The following is a 22,531-nucleotide window of genomic DNA, read 5'->3' on the forward strand; positions in this document are numbered from 1 at the left end:
CGCGAAGGAGCCCTCAGGCCTATGGCCTACCAGGAAATCCACACCGCCGCGTTCGTCCCCGCCGACGGGCTCGACACCCTGTCCACCAAGCTGCACACTCTCACCTTCCCCGAACATTGGCGCCAAGCTGTACTGGACTTCTACGCTCAGACGCGCTCTGAAAAGGGACGCAGCAAGGTCCTCGAACATCAGAGCGTGCCCATCACGCGTCTCAACCATCTGCTGCGTGCCGTCGCCCCGGGCCTGGTGTCCGTCGGGCGATGGGCACCGACCAACACTGACCAGCCGTGGCTGTACTCGGAGAAGGAATTCTCCCCCCAAGCCCTGATGAAGTACATCAGTGCTTGGCTGGAGGACATGGCCCCCAAGGAGAAGGGGACGAAACAGGCTGTTGCAGAGTCGTTCCGTCCCATGCTCACCACCCTGCGGACGATGGACCCAGCCACACTGACCTGGAACCGAACACCTATTGAACTACTTCGCGGCACGGTGTCGGAGGGCGGAACCCTGCTCCCCGATTCATCCCTGTACCGGCTCCTGCCCGAGTACGCCGCGTCTCGCGTCGTCGCCTCGGATCCGTACCGGTTCGCGGGTGAGGAGGTCCATTGGCATCGTGCCGCGGGCTACGAAGAAGCCGAACTCCTCTCTGATGTCCTTAGCTATACGCCTAAGGGCCGCGACCACACAGGCAAGCCCTGGTACTACTCCGGCTACCTGCGTTTCTACCTACGTACCGAACCCTTCTCCACGGTGCCCCGCCTGCATGTGGAGACCGGGATCCGGCGCTGGACCAGTGGTAAGGCCAACCTTCAAGGCACCACTGGTGCTAGTGCCTACCTGAGGGCAGACGCCACTCTGCTGCCCGAGGCGCCTACTCCCGACCGGCTTGCGGTCGCCTACCTTCAGTGGGATCCGCGTACTGAACGCCCGGAGTGGCGGATGGGCGGACCGATGGACATGCTGAAGAAGCTCGCGATCACGGACAAGTTCCCAGACCCGGAGAGTCTGGCCAAGGAGGGAACACAGTGGCTGACAGTGGGGCAGGGGCCACAGTTCGCCTTGACTCACCACACGACCATGGGCACGCACAGGGTCGGCTCCGGCATCATGCCCGAAGAACGCCGACGTCTCATGGAATGGGTGGCCGCTGCCCTAGAACCGGAGTTTGTGGCTGCTCCCGCGTTGGTGAGGGCGAAGCCGCCCAAGGGGACGGTCGTCATCGACCGGGTCCTGAAGAAGACCAAGAAGGTGACCGGTACCGAGGCGAAGAAGGCGGTGCTGGCGGAGGAGAACCGCCGGATCGAGAGCCGCAACGCCCAGCGACGCAGGGCCCACCTGGCTGAGGTCCTTAAGGGCGCGGACCTTTCGGCTATGGTCCTGTATCAGAACTCGGGGATCCGCGATCAGATGATCCAGGCTGCGGAAGACTCTCTGGACCTTACTGACCATCGAGTCGATCGGGGACCGGAGACATGGGTCTGGCGGGCACCTGACCTGACGGTTCGTCTCACCGCTCGCCTGGCCGGCGAGATCACGGGACCCCTCGGCGGGACCGCGGCACCGAAGCGGGGGAATGAGTTCGAGGAGGAGGCCGCCAAGCGCCGTAATCTGGTGAAGGACACCGTGCAGGGGATCCTCGCCAAGAGTGGGGTGGACGCTCAGGTGGCCTATGTGGAGCTGGATGGGGTGAAGACCTCCACGGGTAAGCGAATCTTTGGTCCCACCCAGGACCCCAAGGGCGCCATTCGGGCGGGGGCCGCTCGGGCCCGGATCGTGAGTCAGTTCGCCAAGCCCTACGACCCGCAGGACCCCCCGGAAGTGCAGGAGGAGAACGCGCGGCACCGCATCGAGTCGGCATGGAGTGACGGATTGCGTCAGCTCGGGGCCACGTTCGTGCCGCGTGCTGCCGAGGGCGGGGCCGTTCCGGTGAACCTCACACAGATCGCGTTCTGGATGGTGCGTCGCAACGTCGCGGGTAAGAGCAGTTTCTCCCAATTCACCCCCATCGCCCTGCTCAGCCGAGGCAAGGGGCAGATCATGGGGTGCAGTCCTGAGACCCAGGGCTGGGTGTCCTACCGGGATCTGTTGTGCGACCTGACCGGGCAGATCGAGTCGCCACGCACTGAGCAGGATCAGACTGCCGCCGTCGCCTCCTTTGTGCGAACCACACTCCAACCGTACAAGTTCACGGACACACTGGTCCTTCTGCACGCGCAGAACGCCCGGCACCGGTGGCCGTGGTTGGGCAATGCCGGGCTTCTCCAGGACCGGATCAAGTTGGGGCACGGGCCAGAACAGCGTCTGCCTGGGCTCGGAAGGCGGATGCGTGTGATCCGAGTGGCCTCATCCGAGCGGGCCGAGGTACCGCAGTGGTGGGCACCTGCCGAGGGCAAGGACGCGGGTTTCACCGAAGGGCTATGGCGGACTGAAGACGATACCAGCGGCAGGGTTTTCTACAGCACGGGCCGGAAACCCAGCACAGCTCAGACGCACAAGGGAGTCGCCAAACTGACATCCCACACGATCGAAACGGGCGAGTTCACCGAAAGCGGGATACCGAAGGTGCGGGATCTGCACGTCCCTTCGGCTGAAGCTCGAACCCCCCAGTTGATGCAGCTCACCCTAGCTGGGCTCCTCCCTGACGACGACCCGGTGGCATGGGCCCGCTTCGTACACGAGCAGCGAGACGGCGATGACTACCGGGAGCACCTTGCACTCCCAGTCCTGCTCCACCTGGCGAGCAAAGCCAACGAGTACGCCATCCCTTACGAGGAGACGGAGGAGGACGAGGTACTGGAGGATGGTGAGACAGGGCAGATGACCCTCTTCTGACGAGTGATGTGGGGGTGCTTCCTTCTGGCTTCAGATGGGAGGTGACCCCCACATGAGGCTAATAGAGGGAGATGAGCTTGGGGAGAGTTGAGGAAGATCCCGACGGTGAAGCTCTCACTGCTGTGTTACCGGTGCGCCCCCGGAGCTGAATCGGCTCCAGTGCAGTCCACGTTTCCCCAGGTCAGAGCTTTGTTCCCTCGGAGTGAGTGACGGGATATGAACTGTGGTGGGGGAGCGTTCTGACCTGCGGAAATGCGAAAAGTCGCAGGTAGTGGGGGAGGTGGTTGCTTGGTTGCGCCGCGTTACCCCGCGTTCCGCTGGGAGGTGTGCACCCTCCGGGTGCACACCTCCGGCCCATCTGGTTCACCCTCACGGGTGCACCACAGCAGCACGGTAATCAGTGCTGCGATGACAGGTTGTCACAGCACTAACGGTTCAAGATGTCCATACGGGGAAGCGCCTCTACGATGTTCACCGTCTCCAGGCTCACCGTGACGATGCGCTCCAGCAGGTCGATGATGTACCGGGGGTCTTCGGACCAATCATTGGGGTCGTTGATGATCCCGCTGGCCTTGTCGGTTTTGACCTGGTACCGGTCGATAATCCACTCGATGGCTGAGCGGGCTCCCAGCTGGTAACGGTAGGCCCGCTCGGGAACACCGCTGACAGTGACTCGACTGTTGTAGACGATCGCGGAACGATCATCCTTGCTCTTGAACTTCATCTTCTGCACGCGGTACAGCTCATCGGGCGGGGTCGGGGCGGGCCCGATGACCTTCTCCTCCAGCGGGTACGGCTTCACCCTCTCGTAGCCGATGTGCAGCTTGGCGAGCTTGCGCCCCGCGTCGGCGAAGGCCTGGAAGCCCGAGACCTTGGGAATGTGGGGCAGGGACTTCTTCAGGTCCGCCGCGAACTGGTTGCGGTAGTCAGGGGAGTGGAGGAGACCGTAGACGTAGTAGAAGATGTCGTCCTTGGTGACCTCGGGGCCGTAGGTCTTCCGGTAGTCGGCGAGGGCAACGTCGGTGATGTTGTCGACTCGCGGGTCTTCGACGGCACTGAACAGGTCGTCGCCGTTGCCGGTCTCACAGTAGGTGTATCGAGAGAAGAACTGGCCGCCTTCTCCCCAGTAGTTGAGATCAGGGATCTCGTCTACAGCTAGTAGTGAGAATGGTGAGCGAGCGCTAGGTGCGGTTGTATAGAAACCGAAGTTCTGGTCATCAGCTGAGGAGAACATGGAGGGTAGTTGGTATGTGCGCTCGTTGAGTTTGCTGTTGAAGTAGACTGATTGCTTGTTGAAGGGGCGATATGTACCCGTGGCGATGGATTTGCCTTCGAATCGATACCTTTCTTTCTTCTTTATCCTGCTCTTGTCAGCGGTGTTCCAGCTGATCTTTGCCGGATCGTAGTCGATGAACGAATCAACGTCTTTGGGGGTGGGGTCGATGATTCCGACTGACCTACAATGGTTCTGGAATGCATCGACCTGGTCGTTATAGAAATCGACCATTCGTTCGACGTTGTGCTGAAGTTTGACTTCATCGTGGTTGTACACCCACGCGTCCCGCCCGGAGGCCATCCCACGTGAGTACGCCGCGAAAACACCCTTACCGGTGTCCCGGTCACCGATCGCCCTGAGCTTCGCGAACCGGGGATCGCGCTGGTTGATCCAGTCGCCGTTCTCGTTCGGAATGATCTCCTGCCAGTCGATCGTGTCCAGGTCGCTCTCGGCTACGATCCTGAGCTTCTGCTCGCGGGTCAGGTAGTCGCCGATGTCCTTGTACAGCAGGCGACACGGCCCGCTGCTCCTGGGGTCCTTGACCAGCAACAGGATCGCGACGGTGTTCCGGCTACCAGAGCCGAAGACCTTGCCGCCTTCTCTGCGTGAGTGTTCACCAGCTCCATATTGATTGCCACGTAGGTTGAAGCAGTAGATGGTGTTGAACTCGTCGGCCAGGCTCTTTCTTAGTCCGTCGGCGGTGTTGCTGTCGATGTAACTACCGTTGGACACGAAGCAGACGATGCCCTCGTCCTTGATTCGGTCCGAGGCCCACCGGATCGCGCGGATGTAGGAGTCGTACAACCAGTTCTTGTTCTGCGCAGTGGACTTGGCCGCGTAGGTGTCAGTGACCCGGTTATCCAGAACCCGGTACTTCTGATTCTTGTTGTTGTCGTTCTGGCTACCCTGTTTTGCCGAATACGGCGGGTTGCCGATGACGACCCGGATGTCCTGCTTCTGCTGCTTGCGCGCACGCTCGTTGTTGTCGCCGAACATGACGGCTTCGAGGGTGTCGTTGTCCTCAGCCAGCTGGAAGGTGTCGGTCAGCACGATTCCCTCGAAGGGCGTGTACCCCCCGGCTTCCGCGCCTTCCTCACCCTCTCCGCTTGGCCCGCCCTGCTTCGTGACCACCTCGCCGTGCTGCTGGTGGAAGGCGGCCTCGATGTTCACTGCGGCGATGTAGTACGCCAACAGCACGATCTCGTTGGCGTGCAGCTCCTCGGTGTACTTGCGCAGCAGGTCCTCGGGCTTAATCAGCCCCGACTGGAGCAGCCGCACCACGAACGTCCCCGTCCCCGTGAACGGGTCGATGACGTGCACGCCCTCGCCCGACAGCGTCTTGTCGAAGTGCTTGTACAGCGCCTGGTTGGTGGCCCGCAGGATGAAGTCCACCACCTCCACCGGCGTGTAGACGATCCCGAACGCCTCGGCGGTCTTGGGCAGCGCCGTCTTGAAGAACCGCTCGTAGAGCTCGGTGATGACCCGCTGCCGACCCTCGTGGTTGTCGATGCCCTCGGCGCGCTTGCGCACCGACGCGTAGAAGCCCTCCAGGGTCTCGGCCTCGTTGCCGATCGCCTGGTCCTCCAAGGCGTCGAGGATCCCTTCCATGGCCAGCGACACCGGGTTCTTCGTCGAGAACTCGTAGTCGGCGAACAGGGCGTCGAACACCGGCTTGGTGATCATGTGCTGGGCGAGCATGTCCACGGCGTCGTCGCGCGACACCCCGGGGTTGAGGTTGGCGCGCAGTTCGGCGAGGAACTGCTCGAAGGCCTTCGCCTTGTCCGAGTCCGGGTCGGCGACCGCGGTCGTGATCCGGGTGACGTGGCGCTCGGCGATCGTGGCGATGTCGCTGGCCCAGTCCTCCCAGTAGTGGCGCTCACCGACCTTGGTCACGATCCGCGCGTAGACCATCTCGCGGAGCTGGTCCCAGTTGTACTCGATCATCTCCTGCACGGCCTGGTCGGCGCTGGTGGCGCCCTCCGCGCCGTTCCCGCCGTCCGCGCCCCCGGCGCCGTCCGCGCCGGTACCGTCGCCCCGGCCCTGGCTACCGAGGCCGTTCCGGGTTCCGTCGAAGTCCTCTGCGGTGACCGAGCCGACCATGATATTCGGCGGCTTGTTGCGGTTGAAGTCGATCTGGTTGACGGTGGCGTTGAACCGGTCGTCGTGGGAGCGCAGGGCCTGGAGCACCTGCCAGACGGTCTTGTAGCGCTTGTTGTCGCTCAGCGCCTTCTCGGGCTTCTGGGTGGTGGGGATGCCCACCGGCAGGATGATGTAGCCGTACTGCTTACCCTCCGCCTTGCGCATCACGCGCCCGACCGACTGCACCACGTCCACCACCGAGTTGCGCGGGTGCAGGAACAGCACCGCGTCCAGGTCGGGGACGTCCACGCCCTCCGACAGGCAGCGGGCGTTGGTCAGGATGCGGCAGTGGTCCTCGCCCGGGTCGGCCTTGAGCCAGTCCAGCTCCCGGTTGCGCTCCAGGGCGTTGAAGGTGCCGTCGACGTGCCTGACCTCGCAGCGCAGGCGCGGCTCGCCCCGCTCGTCGCCCTCGGCGTTGACCCCGTCGATGATTGTGGGGAACCTGTCCCGGATCTGCTTGGACTCGTCGATGCTGCGGGCGAAGGCCACCGCCCGCCGCATGGGGACCTCACCCGGCTTGAAGCCCTCACCCTCCGGGGTGCGCCCGGCCCGCTTGGACAGGCCGTTCCAGCAGCCGACGATCTTGGCGGCGTCGTCGATCTTGAGTTCGCCGTCCTCGTTGGCCATCCCGGACTGCAACGCGGAGGACAGCGCGGTCTCGTCGACGTTGAGGATGAGCACCCGGTAGTCGGTGAGCAGACCCCGCTCCACGGCCTCGCCGAAGCCGAGACGGTGGAACTCCGGCCCAAAGAGGGACTCATCGGCCATCGAGCACAGGACCGCATCCTTGTTCTTGGCGGCCTGCTCCACCCGGTCGTCGAACACCTTCGGGGTGGCCGTCATGTACAGGCGCTTGTCGGCGCGCAGGTAGGCGTTGTCGTGCACCTTGACGAAGTGGGACTCTCGCTCTCCGGCCAAGGTGACGCCGGTGGTGCGGTGGGCCTCATCACAGATGACGAGATCAAAGCTGCCCAGCCCGGCCTTCTGCGCCTCGTGCACAGCCCCGATGGATTGGTAGGTGGAGAAGACCACCTGCAGGCCGTTGACAATCGCGGTGCGCTTGACCTGCTTGATGAGCGTGGCCGCATCGGTGGTGGCAGGCAGGGCCAAGTCGTGCGCGCTCAGGTCCTGGAAGTCGGTCTCGGCGGCCTTCTTGGTGACCTTGGTGTCGGAGCACACCGCGAAACTGCGCAGAGTGGTTTGGCACTGGGCGGACCACTCCCGCAAGGTCTGTGACAGCAAGGAGATGGACGGGACCAGAAACAGCACCCGGGTGGGGCTCTCGCCCTCCTGAGCGCGTTCGGCGGCCAGACGTTCGGCGATCTTGAGGGAGGTGAAGGTCTTGCCTGTACCGCAGGCCATGATGAGCTGTCCGCGGTCGTGCGCGGTGAAACCGTCGAAGGCGGCCTCTACTGCCTCTACCTGGTGGGGGAGCAGCTCCTTGGGCGGTATTCGTTCGAGCTCGATCTCCACGTCGGACGCAGGCCAGACACGTTCCCAATCAATGGGGCTGCTGGCAATGTCGTCCAATCCTATTCTCGCAACAGGTATCTGCTGTTGCTTCAGGGCCTTTTCGGCATTTGACCCCCACTTGTCAGTGGTGGAGATGATCATCCGGCTGGTGAAGGGGGACTTCCCTGAGGCGGTAAAGAATGAATCTATGTCACTTTTCTGTAGCGTTCGATGGGGTTCGTGAAACTTGCATTGGATTGCTTGGTATCCGCCGCTGGACAGCTCTGCAACCAGGTCAATTCCATCGTCGTTTTTGCTGGGAGCGTCCGGCCACTCCGACCAGCGCCAGACGTTGCTGAATTGATTTGCATAGAGGGGGTCAGAGCGTAGATAGGAGACCATGAGGTTCTCGAACCTGATCCCGCGCTGGTGATTGCTGTTCGAATTTTTGCGAATCGAATCAACGATGTCGTGCAGCTTGTTGGCCATGGGGGGTGGTCCCAGCTTCTCGGTGCCTTGGGGGAGGCGGTTCGCAAGGTTAGGTTAATTTCATAGCATGTCGCAGATGTGAATTCCGCTTTGTGCACTTTCGTCCCAGGGCTCTGAGCTGCGGTTTTGTGCTCAGTTGGATGGTGGCCGATTGTGGCCACCGTAGTGACCTATGGGCTATTCTGTGGTAATCGTTCTCGTATAGTTTGGATGTTCATATGATGTCGATTTGCTGGGGTGCTTGAGAGCACGACGCGGATATGGCAAGGGCTGGGAATGGAGGGCTGTAAGCTTCCTTGGCTGAGATAGATACACGGTCGCGTCGGAAGAAAGCGTCTGCGGAGTGGTGAACTGGACACAGGGGTCTTGGACTGCCGGTGCGCGCTGCGCGGCAACCTACGAGGTGAAGGTCCACAGGCCTCCGATCCTTGCGCTGCGCGCGTTCTAGACTCTGGCCATGTCGAGAACCCTCTACCTGGTGCTGTCCGGAGCCCCCGCCCCCGAAGGAGCCGCCGAACTCGTGCGGGCGTTCCAGAACCGGGACTGGCGAGTAACGGTCCTCTCCACTCCCACGGGTGTGCGCTTCCACGACCAGGAACGGTTGGAGGAACTGACCGGGGAACCAGTCCGCGTTGACTTCCGTAGGCCGGGGACGGGTAAGAGCCTGCCCCCCGCCGACGCCGTCCTGGCGTGTCCGTTGACTTTCAACACGGTCAACAAGTTCGCTCAGGGCATCGCCGACAACTTCGCCGTCTCCCTGCTGTGCGAGATGGTCGGCTACCGGGTACCCACCGTGGTGGTGCCCCACTGCAAACCCCAGCTCGCCTCCCACCCCGCCTTCGCCCGCTCCCTGGAGACCCTGCGCGCGATGGAGGCGGTCACCCTCCTGCACGACCCCGACGCCCCCTATGAGCGCCGCATGCCCACCTGGCAGCGCGTCGTCGACACCGTGAACAGTCTCTGACCGAAAGGCACAGCGTGGACCCCGCCACCCGAGGCCAGACGATCAAACGCGCCCGCCGCAGGCACGGCTACTCCCAGAGTGTGCTCGCCGGACTCGTTGGGCGTTCGGAGTCCTGGCTTTCCCAGGTCGAACGCGGAATCCTCACGGCGGACTCCCACGAGGTCCTGAACCGTCTGTCGCGCGTGCTCCGGCTGGACTTCGCCGAACTGACCGGCACCGAATCCGAGGCGGTCACCGATATGCGCTACGACGCCACCCGCAAGATTGAGCGGGCCATGATGCGCTACTCCACGTTGGAGACCATCGTCGCCGAGACCGGCACCGAACTCCGGGTCGACCCGGATGTGCTGTTCGCCCAGGCGCACCATGCCTATGCCGCCTACCAGGCGGCCCGTTACGACGCGGTCGGACGACTCCTGCCCCGACTGATCCGGGACGCGGAGGCCGCCGCGCACAGCCCTGCGCCCGATCGGCCTGTGGTGTGCGCGGCCAGAGCCATGGTCTACAACACCACGGCCGCTCTGCTGCGCAAAGTGGGGGAGAAGGACCTAGCCTGGCAGGCCGCCGACCGTGCCATGTCAGCCGCCGCGTGGGCCGACCAGCCCCTGTTGACCGCCGTGGCCGCTTATCGGATGGCGTATGTGTTCATCTCACGCGGACGCCCACTCGAGGCGGCGGAGTTGGCGATGGGAGCGGCGGGTGCGCTCGAACGCCGAATGAGTCCCGGCACCCCCGAGGAACTGAGCGTCTACGGTGGTCTGCATCTGGCGGCGGCCACGGCCGCCGCCGCGGAGTTCGACCGGGTAGCCGTGCCGCGCTTGCTCCGCCAAGCCCATCGTGCGGCCGAACGTCTCGGAGGTGACCGCAACCTGCACGGAACGGCTTTCGGCAGGACCAACGTCGCCATCCACACCATCAGCACCGCCATAGCGACCGGTGACGCACGTACCGCCGTGGACGCGGGGGAGGACCTGGACGTCAGCGCACTCCCGGCCGGACTGGTCAGCCGTCGCGCCCAAGTCGGTTTGGACCTGGCCAGGGCCTACACACAGCGCCGCCAAGACGCCGCAGCGGTCCACACCCTCCTGGACGCCGAACACCTGGCCCCCGAGCTCGTCCGCTACCACCCGGGGACCGCTGGTGTCCTGACTGAACTGCTGCGCCGGGAACACCGTCGCTCCACCCCCGAGCTGCGCCCCTTGGCCCACAGGGCCGGAGTGATCTGAGCCGACCCGCAGATTCCTGCGGGTCCTTTACCCTCGGACGCCTGCGAAACCGTGAGGTGTTCGCGCCTTACGGTCACCCCATGCCGATCATCAGCACCCCGGGGCAGGTCACATCTCGACGTGTTCCTCGCCAGCGTGACCAGGACACGGAAGACGTCGTATTGGCTTCACGCTTCCAGTCGCTGGTCCTCCAGCCGACCACACTGTGCAACCTCAACTGCTCCTACTGCTATCTGCCCGCCGCTGAGCGCAAGACCCGTCTGGAGATGTCCGTCCCGGTCGCCGAAGCCCTCGCGCAGGGGATCGCTGACCAGGGCGGGAACATGGTGGACGTGGTCTGGCACGGTGGTGAGCCCCTGACCACTCGACGCGACCGCTTCCGCGCTCTCCTGGAGCCGTTCGAGCCCCTGCGCTACCGGGGCAGAATCCGTCACTTCGTCCAGACCAACGCCACCCTCGTCGACGACGCCTGGTGCGACCTCTTCGACCAATACGGCTTCCGTGTGGGAGTGAGCATCGACGGCCCACAGGCGGCCAACCGATCACGCACCGACTGGGGTGACAAGCCGTCCTTCGACCGGGCGATGCGGGGTATCTCCCGGCTACGCACCCATGACATCGCCTTCTCCGCCATCTGCGTGGTCACCGCGCAGACCGTCGCACAACCCGAGCCCCTGCTGGACTTCTTCGAGAACCTGGGCGCCACCAGTGTCGGCTTCAATATCGAGGAACTCGAAGGCGCCAACGACGACCGGCACACCATCCCTCCCGAACTCGTGCGCTTCTTCTGGCGGAAGATGTTCGACCGCCTCGATGCCGGAAGTCCTTTGCGTGTACGCGAGGCCGACCGACTCTTGGGCTACCTGGCCGACGCGCACGCCGGACGCAAGGACCGGTGGGACACAGTCCTCCACGACCCGATCCCGACCGTGGGGACCAACGGCGACGTGGTCGTGCTCTCGCCGGAGCTGCTCGGGGTCAAGGACGACCGCTACGGCGACTTCGTCATCGGCAACGTCCTGGACCAGTCCTTGACCGCCATCCTCAACCGCGCCGCCGACACCTCCTACGTGCGCGAGTACACCAAGGGCGTACGGCGGTGTCGTCAGGAGTGCGAGTTCTTCGCGTTCTGCCAGGGAGGACAAGCCTCGAACAAGTACTTCGAGCACGGGGACTTCACCGCCACCGAGACCGCCTACTGCCGCAATTCGAAGATCGAACTCGCCCGCGCGCTGGGCGAGAAGATGGGAGTGTGAAAGATGCACAGTGTCATGGCCGTGCTTGAGCGGTCCTCTGGGGTCGCCGACCTGATCAGGCGGCTCCAGCCGAGTACCCCGGTGGGGCGGTTCGACAACCGCGACACCTGGGACAACAAGAACAGTGGCCCCTGGGACAACCGGTCCACCTGGGACAACTGGAGCAAATAGAACGGGGAAGGTTTCGTGGAGACGGCCCGAATTCGAGGCGCGAAAGTGCTCCTGCCCAGCGACGACGAGGCCCCGGTGGCCTCCTGGCCGCACCCGAACCCGCTGGAGGAAGAAAGGGTCACCAATACCGACTTCCGGTCGGTGGACCTGTCCTCACACCGTCTGGTGGACGTACGCCTCGACCGGTGCCGGTTCCGCACGTCAAGACTCATGGGTGTGTCGCTGGTGCGGGTGTCCCTGCGGGACGTGGTCTTCGAGGGCTGCCAGTTCGACTACGCCACCTGGGCCCAGGTCAGGGCCGTAAGTGACGTGGCGTTCGTGGGCTGCTCATTCAAAGAGGCCTCCTTCGAGGGATGCGACCTGCGGGAGGCGGTCTTCGACGACTGCGCCTTCGGTGTGGACCTCCAGGGCACATCCCTGGCCGGTGCGGACCTGCGGGCGAGCGACCTGTCCGGGTTGTCAGGCCTGTCATCTTTGCGCGGGGCCAAGGTGACCGAGATGCAGCTGCGCCAACTCAGCGAGGTCATGGTCCGCGACCTGGACCTGACCGTGGCTGAGGCGCCACTGTAACCGTTCAGGAGAAACAGCCCCGGAGACGGACTGGCTTGGCGAAGCAAGGGTGTGGCCGTTCCGGGGCTGTCGTTAGTGTCGGGGCATGGCCTCTGATCCCACAGAATCCTTCTCCCGCCCCCGGGTCGCCGCAGGTGCCCTGTTCTTCAATCACCTCGGTCAGATGATGATGGTGGTTCCCTCCTACAAGGACTACCTGGACGTCCCCGGCGGCTACATCGAGCACGGGGAGACACCGACCCAGGCCGTGGTGCGCGAGGTGAAGGAGGAACTGGGGATCGCTCCGCCCATCGGGCGCCTCCTGGTCGTGGACTGGGCGCCCAACCCCTCCGAGGGAGACAAACAGCTGTTCGTCTTCGACGGGGGAGTGCTGGGCCAGGAATGGCTGGACCAGATCACCCTCGATCCGGCCGAGCTGACCGGATACGAGTTCCACGACGTGGCCACGATCGAGACGGCAACGATCCCCCGGCTCGCGCGCAGGATCGCCCATGGCGCACGCGCACGCCAAGAAGGCACAACGGTCTACCTGGAGAACGGCGAGGCCATCTCGTAGGCGTTCACTCGCTGGTCAGGTGAAGGATGCTGACGAAGGCGCTCCACTCGTCCGAGGCGAAGGCGAGTTGACCGCGTGAACGGTTCTGAGTATCGCGCACGTCCGCGCCGGTGCTGTGCTCGCGGACCTCGACGCACTCGTTCGACCCGCCGCTGTAACTGCTCTTGTGCCAGTCACTCATCGTCGATCTTCCTCATCTCATCGCGGATGGCCTGCAAGGTCTCCTGCGGGTCGCGTGCTGCTCCTTGAAGAGCTGTGAACAGCAGGCGGCTACGAAAGATACCAGCGGAGTCAGTGATGATCCGGCCCTCTTCGGCCGATTCCATGTAGACCACTTCCGGTTCGTCAGCGGTCGTGATGATCCGCCGCGGGCCGGAGTTCCCCGCGTGACGGGGAGAGTTCGTCGGAACCATCTGCACGGTCAAGCGGTCGCTGTCCACAAGGTTAGCGACGTGAGCGAGCTGCTCCCGTTGGATTTCCGGGGAGCCGTAGCGGCGGGCCAGCACGCTCTGGTCGATGATCAACCAGAGCGAGGGAAGTTCAGCCTTCGCCATGCGCTCCGCGCGTTCCCGCCGCTCCTCGGCCAGGGCTTGAACTTCCCGGCCCGCCAGCCAGGGAGACCCGTAGCGGATGAGTGCGTGCGCGTACTCCTCCGTTTGCAGGTAGGAGGGGAATACCAGGGGCTGGTACTCGAAGAGGGCGTCAGCGGCATGGGTGCGTTTGGTGACCTCGTGCAGCCACACCTGTCGGCCCGAGCCCGTCAGCTCCTCCCAGAACCTCTCCAACCTCCCATCGCTCTCCAGGATCTCGTCCAGGAGCTTGCGCAGCCACGGCCGTGCCGTCGCCCGGCCGTTCTCGATGTCGGAAACGTGTGAGTCGCTGATCGTCGTGCCGCGCTGGCTGACCCGCCGCGCCAGTGCTTTCTGGGTGAGTTCGGTTTCCCCGCGCAGCCTGCGCAATTCGTGCCCGAAGGCCTTGAGGGCGCGTTCGTCTGTGTGCATGAGGCCATGTGACCACAGAGCGACTCAGCCCATGGGGCATTCCACAGAATTCCAGAGGCTCATGGAAGATTCGGGAACTCTCCGCCTGGCCTTCCCGGGGTGAACGTCCTGACCACATCCTTTTGCTGCGGGCTCACGCATAGTGACCACGACCACGGCGAAAGGACCCGGTGGAAATCCATGACCCCGGCTCAGGCTTCTTCTCTCGACCTGCCCAGGCGCATCCGCCACACCGACCCCGACACCAGCGGCCTGGTCTGCGGGCCCTGCCCCCACCATGTGCGGGCCGCGCGCCGGTGGGCGATGCAGGCCACCAGGACCACACCCGGCGCGGCCCACCCGCTGTTGGTGTCCCTGGCTGAGCTGCACGTCAACGCCCTCAAGCACACCGCGTCCGGGTTTCCGGGAGGCCGGGTGCGGATCGAGATCCAGCGGCGCCCGCGCCTGTTCCTGCTCCGTGTCACCGACGACGGCCCCAAACCGGGCGCGCAGGCCACTGTGCCCGTCGCGCCTGCCGCATTCGATGCAGGGGAGAAAGAACTCGTGCTGGCCGAAGGTGGATACGGCCTGGCGCTGGTGGACGCCCTGGCCCTGTACTGGGACTTCTCCACAAGCGCGGGAGGGCCGTTGACGGTTCGTGCCGCTTTCGACCGTTCCGGCCGGACCCGCCTGCCGCTGTGACTCGAACGCGGTGATGTTTCCCAGCGGCAGATGTTGAAGAACCTCGCCTGTCCAAGCGAACATCGACCAGCCCAGCGGAAGCGGCACCATTTTCCGCAGCAAAAAGGGCCTTTTGTGCCCTTTATGTGGTGTGGGTGGGAAGCGCGGTTTCGGATGGCGTACGACACCGGAACCAATGACACCCGCCCGCCCCGCACAAGAGTGAAAGAAGACGTGGAGGCGCCCTGGCCCGGTGTTCGCGGCACTGGGCCAGGGCTGAATCCCCACCTGAAGCAACCAGGAGGAGATCGTGGAGAAGCCTAGCGGTCGGCACCGCAAACCCGTCCGAGGATGGGCCCAGCAGGTGCGGTGGCTGTTCGGCGCGGTGCTGGCCGCGTTGCTGTGCAGTGCGGTGGACGCGCGCCAGGAACGGCGCCCACTGCCCTCACCTCACCGGCGCGCGCTGGAGCAGGGCAGGCCCTCGCCCCGAACCAGGCCTGTAACAACACCAGCGAAGCGGGCAAGTCCGGGAGACGTCCCCTTCGGTGCCTCGCAGGCCAGGCCTGTCCCCGGGCCGGTGCGAGTACCACACCCGCGTCGCCCTCACCCTTGCGAGCAGGGCTGGTGCGTCGATGACGACGGGGTGCGGGGTGTGCGCCCCTACCTGTTCCACCACCCAGGCGGAGTACACGACCGCAGGGAGCGGGTCGCGGTCACGGGCGGGCCGGGGGAGTTCGATGAGCTGGCCGCTGCGGTGAGGACCTGGCTGGACATCCGCCGCTGAGCAACCCGCTTTCACCTTGGGGTGGCGCCACGCACGTGGCGCCGCCCCGAAGGCGTTGGTGGGGGGTGGGTGTGTCCACTGAACCCGTTCTGAACCTGTTCTGAAACCGAAGTGAACCCCCTCCCGGGGCTGAACCCGGGAAAAAGTTCTTCCCTCGGGTGTCGCATCCGCGCTTGCACGGTCTTCATCAGGGAGTTCAAAGCACCAGACCGCGACGGCCCCTGGGAGGGCATGCGTGAGCGACTACACCAAGACACTGATCCACTTGGCGCCCCGAATCACCAGCCGCGATCGCCAGATCCTGGCCGGACTGTGGGAACACCGGGTGATGACCACCCACCACCTGCACCGCATCTACTTCCCCGACGCCGGACCACGCCGCGCCCGCTCACGCCTGCTCACCCTGTACCGCTACGGGGTCCTCAACCGCTTCCGCCGCCACGCCCACGACCGCAACGCCCCCGACCACTGGGTCTTGACCCCCACCGGCGCCGTCCTGCTCGCTCTGCACCAGGGCAAGGAACCCGACGCGCTGAAGTTTCGCGCCGACCGCGCCCTGGCCGTGGCCCACTCACCCCAGCTGGACCACATGCTGGGCCTGGCCCAGACCCGGGTCGACTTCCTGGACAGCGCCCGCCAGTGCGGTGCCGAGGTGGAGCGGTGGCTCGGTGAACGCGAGTGCGAACGCCGCTACGGCTACGACGTGCGCCCCGACGCCCAGGTGAGGTGGAACCAGGAGGGGGTGCGTCTGACGGCGTTCGTGGAGTACGACACCGGCTCTGAGTCCCTGACCCAGCTCAAGAACAAGATGCGCGGCTACAAACGCCTGACCCGCTACCGCACCCCCGCCGCGGTGGTGCTGTTCGCCCTCCACTCCACCGAGCGCGAGAAGAACGCGGCACAGAAGCTGGCCGAAGACTGCACCGACCGCGTCGGGGTGTACCTGACCACCCAGCAGCGACTGGTGGCTCCGGGAGCGGGCGCACGGATCTGGCGTTCGGCCGCCCACCCCCGCGTCGTCGCCCTGCACGAGATCGCCCGCACCTACCCCACGGTCCAGGAGAGCGAGTGGTGAGCCCTGAAAAGCGCGGTGAACCTGCGGGCCGATGGGTGGGCCTGTGACAGGGCCAATGCCTACTCCACCCGCCCGCCCGTGTGGGGGTCCGGCCTTGGGTGGACCACCCCTGAGAACAGTCACAGTGCAGGTCGGCCGGGCTTGGGGGTGGTCCACCGGCCGCCCCGGCTGTCTACTCAAGGAGGTAGTCCTCTTCACGTGGGGCGGGCGGCGCCCCGTGGTGTGCGGGGGCGCGAACGCCCCCGCACACCCTCAACGTCAAGCCACCACCCACCACAGCAGACCCGTCTCCTCTGCTCTTCCTCTGCTGGAAGCTCTTGCTCTCTGTTGCTTCTGGTCTTGCCTGTACTGCTCGGTGGTGGCGCAGCGGCGCGGTCAAGATCGCCCAGCAGGCCCAGGAGGACGGCGGCGCGTCTGCTCTTCTCACACGCCCCTCGTGCGATGGCGCGGACCAGCTTCGCGCCTGGTCGGGCGAGTGGGGGCCGTGCTGCGAGGGCGGCACCTCGCGGCCACAGTTTCGGAGCCGATGTCGCATCCGCGGTGGCGGGTGTCTTCTTCGGGGTTCATCAGGGCGAGAACACCCATCGCGCGGGGCCAGGTCAGATGCCGTGCGGTGGGGTCCTGGGCGGATCGTGACCGATCGCGGAAGGGCGGACATGGGGGACATGCGACGACAGGCACCGTTGGGGAACCGGGGGCCGTTGGTGGGCGACGTGGCGGCCCGAACCCCGGGCTCGCGCCCCACGGGCGGTGATGGTGCGTCGGACGCGGACGGGCCGTCTGACGGCCGCACACGGCCCGGTGCTGTCAGGGGCGACGCTGGGGACGGGCCTGGTGGGTGGCAGGCCTACGCGGCCTGTCGGGGCCAGGAACCGGATCTGTGGTTCCCCGGTCAGGGAGGATCGGTGCGCGCGGCCAAACGGGTGTGCCGCATGTGCCCGGTCCAGATCAACTGCCTGGCCGAGGCGATGAAGCGCGGCGAACTCTACGGGGTGTGGGGCGGCGCCTCCGAGGACGAGCGCCGTCAGTTCCGCTCCGCTCTACGGAACGAACGCGGGGGAGGTGCGTATGGTCCCGGCCAGGCGGCCTGACAGCGACGGTGAGGGGAAGGTGCCGGAGCGGTTGCTGACGATCCCCGAGGCGGCGCGGGTGCTCGCGGTGCCGGAGTCGTGGCTTCGCGAACGAGTCCGGTTGCGGCGGATACCGCACCGCAGGCTCGGCAAGCACGTGCGCTTCAGCGCCGCTGACTTGGAGCAGATCGTGGAACGGGCCGCTCAACAGATCGCGCCTACACGGCGGACCGTCCACGGGTGGCCGCGCACCCGGTAGGCGAGAAGCCCAAGTGAACCGGTGGGGCGGGTTTTCGACCCGCCCCACCGGCATACGCGGGGCCCGTAGCGGCTCTAGGAGATCAGGCGCAGGCGCTGCTCATCACCGGGGTCGGTCCATGGCCCGGTCCCGGCGGGCGGTCCGTCGATGGCCTCGATCATGGTGTCGTCGATGTCGGTGACCAGGTGCCCGTACCGGTCCATGGTCGTGGTGATCGAGGTGTGGCCCAGGCGGCGCTGGATCTTGAACACGTGCACGTCCTTGTCGATCAGCCACGCCACATGGGTGTGGCGCAGGTCGTGGATGCGCGGCTTCTTGCCCAGCCCACGCCGCTGGGCCTCCTTGACCCCGGGCGCCCACCTGCGCCCGTAGAAGGAGGAGTGCCGCCACCAGGACCCCCGGTCGGTGGTGAACACGAACTCCTCCGGACCCTTGCTCTCCAACCGAGGCCGCAGGAGGTCGATGGTGCCGGGGGAGAGCGGGATGCGCCTGCGCGAGCTGCGGGTCTTGGGCGCACCGAGCCGGAAGGTGTTGTCGGGGCCGCGTTTCCACGCCCGCCGCACGTCCAGGTGTCCCCGGGTGAGCGGCTGCCCGTCGGGGCCGATGGCGCGGGTCAGGGTGATGTCGCGGACTTGGAGGGCGACCAGTTCGCTGTAGCGCATCCCTGTGCGCACGAACACCTCCACCATGTCGCGTACGTCCTCGGCCATGGAGTCCCGCAGCAGCGCGAACTCCTCCCTTGTCAGGAAGCACATGTCGGCTTCGCCCTCGCCGTCGTCGATACGGGGCAGGCGGGTACGCGATGCGGGGTTGGACGGGCGTAGCGGCGGGTCCTCGCGTACGGCGGCCTCGCAGACGGTGAACAAGCAGCCCGTGCAGGTTGTGGATGGACTTGGGGGAGAGGGGTTTGCGCAGCCACCCCGGTTCCCTCTTCCGGCCCCGGCTGGGTGTGCTGGTCCTGTACGGGGCGGCGGGGTCGGGGACGCCGGTGCGCAGATGGTTGATCCAGGCGCGTACGTCCTTGGGCTTGAGCTGGGCGGGATCGCGCAGGTTCACCCGCCCGAAGCGGGGGGTCAGGTGGATTGCCAGGTCGCGGTGGTAGTCGGCGCGGGTGCGCTCTTCGATGCCGGTCATGGAGTTGACGAGGTCGCGGGCGTAGTCGGCGAACAGCACCGGCTCGGCCTCGGGCTCGTCGTCCTCCTCATCGGTCCTGACCCATCCGTGTCCGGGAACCCATCCCGGAGCCCAGCCCTGGCGGCGGATCCAGTTCTCGGGCCACTGGTGGCCGGCGGCCTCGACGTGGAGTTTGAAGGTGTGGGCGTCGGCGTGGGTGTCGAACGGTTCGGACTGGGGCGCGCCGGTGCGGGTGCCGCCGAGCCGCCATTTCACCCAGTAGCGGGTACGCCCGTCGGCCAGCGTGCGCTGGTTGATGGTTGCCATGCGTGGACCATCGCTTGGTCGCGGGCCGAAGCGAAGGGAATCGACGAAGGTTCTCGAAGATCTTTGCGCAGGCCAGAGACGGTGTCCGGTCCATCCGCTGATGCCGTGGATGCGGTGTTTCAGTGCCGTGTCGGCGCTGATCCGTGCACCCGGGTGCACGGATCGGGAGTGAGTGACGGGATGGGTGGTGCACACCCGCCGGGCGAACCTTTACCCCCGTGCACCCTCCGGTGCACCCCCGAACACGCAAAAACCCCTGACCTTGCGGCGTTGTCGCTGGTCAGGGGCCTTCGCCTCTGGGGTGAGTGACGGGACTTGAACCCGCGACTTCTTGGACCACAACCAAGTGCTCTACCGGCTGAGCTACACCCACCACGTGCGCCGGGCCTCTCGGCCCCGCGTACGTATGAAAGCTTAGCGGACTCCGGGGAGTGCTTCGATCAGTTTTCCGCCGCGTCGTCCCCGAGAGCCGCCTCGCGCGCCTCCGCGCCGGTGCCCCCGGCCACCACGTCGGCGGCGATGGCACGGGCGGTGGCCGAGTTCGGGCCGGGCTCGGGCACGAAGGCCGCGGCGCGGTAGTAGCGCAGCTCGTGGATGCTCTCGGTGATGTCGGCGAGCGCCCGGTGCCCGCCGTTCTTCTCCGGGCTCGCGTAGTACACGCGCGGGTACCAGCGGCGCAGCAGTTCCTTGATCGAGGACACGTCGACCATCCGGTAGTGCAGGAACTCGTCGATGCGCTTCATGTCACGGGCCAGGAAGGTGCGGTCCGTGGCGATCGAGTTGCCGCACAGCGGAGCCTTGCGCGGCTCGGTCACGTACTGGCGGATGTGCTCCAGGACGAGGTCCTCGGCCTCCTGGAGGCTCACGCCCTTGTCCAGCTCCTCCAGCAGGCCGGAGGTCGTGTGCATGTTGCGGACGAAGTCCCCCATGCGGTCCAGTGCGGCCTGCGGCGGTCTGATCACGACGTCCACGCCCTCGTCGAGGATGTTGAGCTCGCCGTCGGTGATCAGGCAGGCCACCTCGATCAGCGCGTCGCGCTCGAAGTCCAGGCCCGTCATCTCGCAGTCAATCCACACCAAACTGTCATTCATACCGGTCAGCTTAGGGGTTGCGGGGAGTTCCGGGGGATGGCGAAGGGGGCGGCCGGACCGTGTCCGACCGCCCCCTTGAGCACGGGTCAGTCCCAGATCCAGGGGTCCGAGACGCCGGGCGGCTCACCGACGCCGAAGATGGCGTACATCCAGTCCCACACGCCCCAGAACTGGAGGTAGCCCAGGACCAGGAGGACGAGCAGGATGAGCAGGAAGGTGAAGCAGCCGCAGCCGCAGCTCCTGCACCCTCCCCGCTTCTTCTTGGGCTTCTGCGGGCGGTGCTGCTGGTAGGGCTGTCCCGGCCCGGGGGGCTGCCCCGGACCCGGCTGGCCCCACTGCGGGCCTCCGTGGTGACCGCCCATCGGCGGCTGTCCGCCCGGGGTGTTGGCCATGGGACCGGAGGCCGGTGGGTACCCGGGCGGGAGGCCCGGCCGGTTGGCCCGCTGGCCGGGCGGCGGACCGACGGGGGGCATGCCCTGCGGGGGACGCCCCGGGGTGTTCGGGCCGCCCATCTGATGCTGGGGCGGGTAACCGGGCGGACCGAAACCACCCTGCTGGGGCGGCGGGGGCTGGCGGTAACCGGGCTGGGGCCCCGACTGCGGGTGCTGCGGTCCCGACTGGCGCTGGGGCGAGAACATGCCCTGCTGGGGCCCGGACGCGCCCGCGGGCGGAACGGAGTGCCCCTGCTGGGGGCCCGAGTGCGGCTGCGCGGGCGGGAAGCCCGGCGGCTGCTGGGCACCGGGGAAGGGCTGGGCGGAGGGCTGCGGCCCCGAGGGCTGCTGGCCCGGTGCCTGCTGCTCGGAGGAGTGCTGGCCGGGCTGATCGGGCTGCCCGGTCGGGGGCCACGGGGCCCCCGGCTGCGCACCGGCCGCCGAACCGGCGGCGGCAGCGGCGCCCGGGCCCTGTGCACCCGGGGGCTGCTCCTCGGCGCGACGCCGGGCCTCCTCCTCGCGGCGCTTGGCCTCCTCCTGGAGTTCGGCCTCTCTGCGGACCCGCTCCTCCTCGCGCCGCTTGGCCGTCTCCTCCTCGGAGTGGCGGCGCTGCTCCTTGCGCTCCTCGGACAGGTCGGACCAGCCCTCCTTGAGGCTGCCCAGGAACTTGTTGAACTTGCCGCCCTTCTTGTCCCCCTCGTCCGCGCCCCCGGAGAAGGCGGGGTCGCCCGGGTCGAACACGGCGGTACCGGCGGTCCCGCCGCCCTGGAGCGCGGGGTCGCCCGGGTTGAACACCGCGGTGCGCGGAGCCTCACCCTGGGCCCCCGTCGGCCCGGGAGCACCAGGACTACCGGGAGCACCAGGGGTACCGGGAGTACCGGAAGCACCGGGACCAGCCGGGTCGAACACCGCGGTGCGCGGCGCCTCACCGCCCAGGTCGTCGTCGGTCAGGTTGGACGTGGGGATCTCGTCGTCGGTGAGGTCGGCGGTGGGCAGCTCGTCCTCGTCGCGCCGGGGGAGGTCGGCCGGGTTGACCCGCACGGTCGCACCGTCGCCCGCCCCGTACCCGTCGCCCGCCCCGTACCCGTCGCCCGCCCCGTACCCGTCGCCCGCTCCGGGGCCGCCGCGGCCCGGCAGGTCGGCCGGGTTGACGCGCATCGTGGCGTTCGTGCCGCCCAGGTCGGCGGTGGGCTCCTCGTCATCGTCGCCGCCCCGCGCCCAGGAGGGGTTGATGCGCATGGTGCTGGGCTCGTCGTCGATGGGAGCGACGGGGGGCGGTGAGGCGGGGGAGGAGGAAGAGGCGGGAGAGGAGGAGGGGGAACCCTGTGCCCACGACGGGTTGATCCGCATCGTGCTGGGCTCGTCGTCGATCGGGGGCTGGGGGGACGGCGGAGTGTTGTCCTGCTGGGGGGATCCCTGCGCCCAGGAGGGGTTGATGCGCATGGTGCTGGGCTCGTCGTCGATCGGTGCCGCCGGCCGTTCCTGGGCGGGGCCCAGCCGCACCGTTCCGGGGTCCTCGTCGTCGGAGGCGGGGGCGCCCTGCCCGGGGCCGCCCTGTCCGGATCCGCCCAGGTGGGTGGTCGCGGCCTCCTCGTCACCCTGACCGCCACCGCCCTGGAGTTCGCTCAGGGAACGGGTATGCCGTGTCCACTCGCTGCCGTTCCACCATCTGAGCGTCTGCGCGTCGCCCTGCGGGTCCGCGTACCAACCCGGCTCGATAGATCCACCCATGGGCGACAGACTAAAGGGTTGCGGAACGGCGATGAACCAGTGGTGTCCGATTACCGGT

Annotated in this window: 18 protein-coding genes and 1 tRNA gene; 12 read left to right on the plus strand and 7 right to left on the minus strand. The window is 66.4% G+C overall.

Annotated elements, in window-relative coordinates:
* The first annotated feature begins 21 nt into the window (after positions 1–21).
* Positions 22–2,832, plus strand: a complete 2,811-nt coding sequence (locus PV789_RS06950) for a pPIWI_RE module domain-containing protein (protein WP_274976651.1) — start codon at positions 22–24, stop codon at positions 2,830–2,832.
* A 427-nt stretch (positions 2,833–3,259) separates the two neighbouring features.
* Here PV789_RS06950 and PV789_RS06955 read toward each other — a convergent pair whose 3' ends face one another.
* Positions 3,260–8,188 (minus strand): DEAD/DEAH box helicase, encoded by a 4,929-nt coding sequence (locus tag PV789_RS06955; protein ID WP_368045819.1) that lies wholly within the window; start codon positions 8,186–8,188, stop codon positions 3,260–3,262.
* Between the two features lie 457 nt (positions 8,189–8,645).
* Here PV789_RS06955 and PV789_RS06960 point away from each other — a divergent pair, with 457 nt between their 5' ends.
* The 6 genes from PV789_RS06960 to PV789_RS06985 all read left to right on the plus strand — a co-directional run bounded on the left by PV789_RS06960 (position 8,646) and on the right by PV789_RS06985 (position 12,931).
* On the plus strand, positions 8,646–9,152 hold the full coding sequence (locus PV789_RS06960; protein ID WP_274976652.1) for a flavoprotein: 507 nt from the start codon (positions 8,646–8,648) through the stop codon (positions 9,150–9,152).
* Positions 9,153–9,166: 14 nt separating this feature from the next.
* Positions 9,167–10,378 carry a helix-turn-helix domain-containing protein gene (locus PV789_RS06965; RefSeq protein ID WP_274976653.1) on the plus strand — a complete coding sequence of 404 codons (1,212 nt, stop codon included), beginning with the start codon at positions 9,167–9,169 and terminating at the stop codon, positions 10,376–10,378.
* Positions 10,379–10,539: 161 nt separating this feature from the next.
* Entirely contained in the window at positions 10,540–11,634 is a 1,095-nt protein-coding gene (amcB, locus tag PV789_RS06970; protein WP_274976654.1) for a cyclophane-forming radical SAM peptide maturase AmcB, read from the plus strand.
* A 15-nt stretch (positions 11,635–11,649) separates the two neighbouring features.
* Entirely contained in the window at positions 11,650–11,805 is a 156-nt protein-coding gene (gene amcA / locus PV789_RS06975) for a multiple cyclophane-containing RiPP AmcA (protein ID WP_274976655.1), read from the plus strand.
* A gap of 15 nt (positions 11,806–11,820) precedes the next feature.
* Positions 11,821–12,375, plus strand: coding sequence for a pentapeptide repeat-containing protein (locus PV789_RS06980; RefSeq protein WP_368045820.1), 555 nt, complete (start codon positions 11,821–11,823; stop codon positions 12,373–12,375).
* A gap of 85 nt (positions 12,376–12,460) precedes the next feature.
* A complete protein-coding gene (locus tag PV789_RS06985) occupies positions 12,461–12,931 on the plus strand; it encodes an NUDIX domain-containing protein (RefSeq protein ID WP_274976657.1) in 471 nt (156 codons plus the stop codon).
* 4 nt (positions 12,932–12,935) lie between these two features.
* On the opposite strand, the gene PV789_RS06990 is transcribed toward PV789_RS06985, so the two are convergent.
* Complete coding sequence (locus tag PV789_RS06990; RefSeq protein WP_274976658.1) at positions 12,936–13,112, minus strand: DUF397 domain-containing protein; 177 nt, start codon at positions 13,110–13,112, stop codon at positions 12,936–12,938.
* Positions 13,105–13,932, minus strand: a complete 828-nt coding sequence (locus PV789_RS06995; RefSeq protein WP_274976659.1) for a helix-turn-helix domain-containing protein — start codon at positions 13,930–13,932, stop codon at positions 13,105–13,107. The genes PV789_RS06990 and PV789_RS06995 overlap by 8 nt, the downstream gene beginning before the upstream one ends.
* Before the next feature lie 180 nt (positions 13,933–14,112).
* Here PV789_RS06995 and PV789_RS07000 point away from each other — a divergent pair, with 180 nt between their 5' ends.
* The 5 genes from PV789_RS07000 to PV789_RS07020 all read left to right on the plus strand — a co-directional run bounded on the left by PV789_RS07000 (position 14,113) and on the right by PV789_RS07020 (position 17,780).
* Positions 14,113–14,613, plus strand: coding sequence for an ATP-binding protein (locus PV789_RS07000; protein ID WP_274976660.1), 501 nt, complete (start codon positions 14,113–14,115; stop codon positions 14,611–14,613).
* Between the two features lie 631 nt (positions 14,614–15,244).
* Positions 15,245–15,376, plus strand: coding sequence for a hypothetical protein (locus PV789_RS07005; protein WP_274976661.1), 132 nt, complete (start codon positions 15,245–15,247; stop codon positions 15,374–15,376).
* Between the two features lie 235 nt (positions 15,377–15,611).
* A complete protein-coding gene (locus PV789_RS07010; protein ID WP_274976662.1) occupies positions 15,612–16,451 on the plus strand; it encodes a replication-relaxation family protein in 840 nt (279 codons plus the stop codon).
* Positions 16,452–17,116: 665 nt separating this feature from the next.
* The gene (locus tag PV789_RS07015; protein WP_274976663.1) at positions 17,117–17,542 is read left to right on the plus strand and encodes a WhiB family transcriptional regulator; all 426 of its coding nucleotides are present in this window, start codon (positions 17,117–17,119) and stop codon (positions 17,540–17,542) included.
* A gap of 31 nt (positions 17,543–17,573) precedes the next feature.
* Entirely contained in the window at positions 17,574–17,780 is a 207-nt protein-coding gene (locus PV789_RS07020; protein WP_274976664.1) for a helix-turn-helix domain-containing protein, read from the plus strand.
* Between the two features lie 74 nt (positions 17,781–17,854).
* Here PV789_RS07020 and PV789_RS07025 read toward each other — a convergent pair whose 3' ends face one another.
* From PV789_RS07025 to PV789_RS07040, 4 genes are all read right to left on the minus strand, one after another.
* Positions 17,855–18,646, minus strand: a complete 792-nt coding sequence (locus tag PV789_RS07025) for a site-specific integrase (protein ID WP_274976665.1) — start codon at positions 18,644–18,646, stop codon at positions 17,855–17,857.
* Between the two features lie 871 nt (positions 18,647–19,517).
* Positions 19,518–19,593 (minus strand) — tRNA-His (locus tag PV789_RS07030).
* A 67-nt stretch (positions 19,594–19,660) separates the two neighbouring features.
* Positions 19,661–20,311: an oligoribonuclease gene (gene orn / locus PV789_RS07035; RefSeq protein WP_274976666.1), complete on the minus strand. Its 651-nt coding sequence runs from the start codon at positions 20,309–20,311 to the stop codon at positions 19,661–19,663.
* An 86-nt stretch (positions 20,312–20,397) separates the two neighbouring features.
* Entirely contained in the window at positions 20,398–22,473 is a 2,076-nt protein-coding gene (locus PV789_RS07040) for a DUF2510 domain-containing protein (protein WP_274976667.1), read from the minus strand.
* Between the last annotated feature and the right edge of the window lie 58 nt (positions 22,474–22,531).

Origin of the sequence: Nocardiopsis camelliae (assembly GCF_028993595.1) — a bacterium.
Classification (GTDB): Bacteria; Actinomycetota; Actinomycetes; order Streptosporangiales; family Streptosporangiaceae; genus Nocardiopsis; species Nocardiopsis dassonvillei.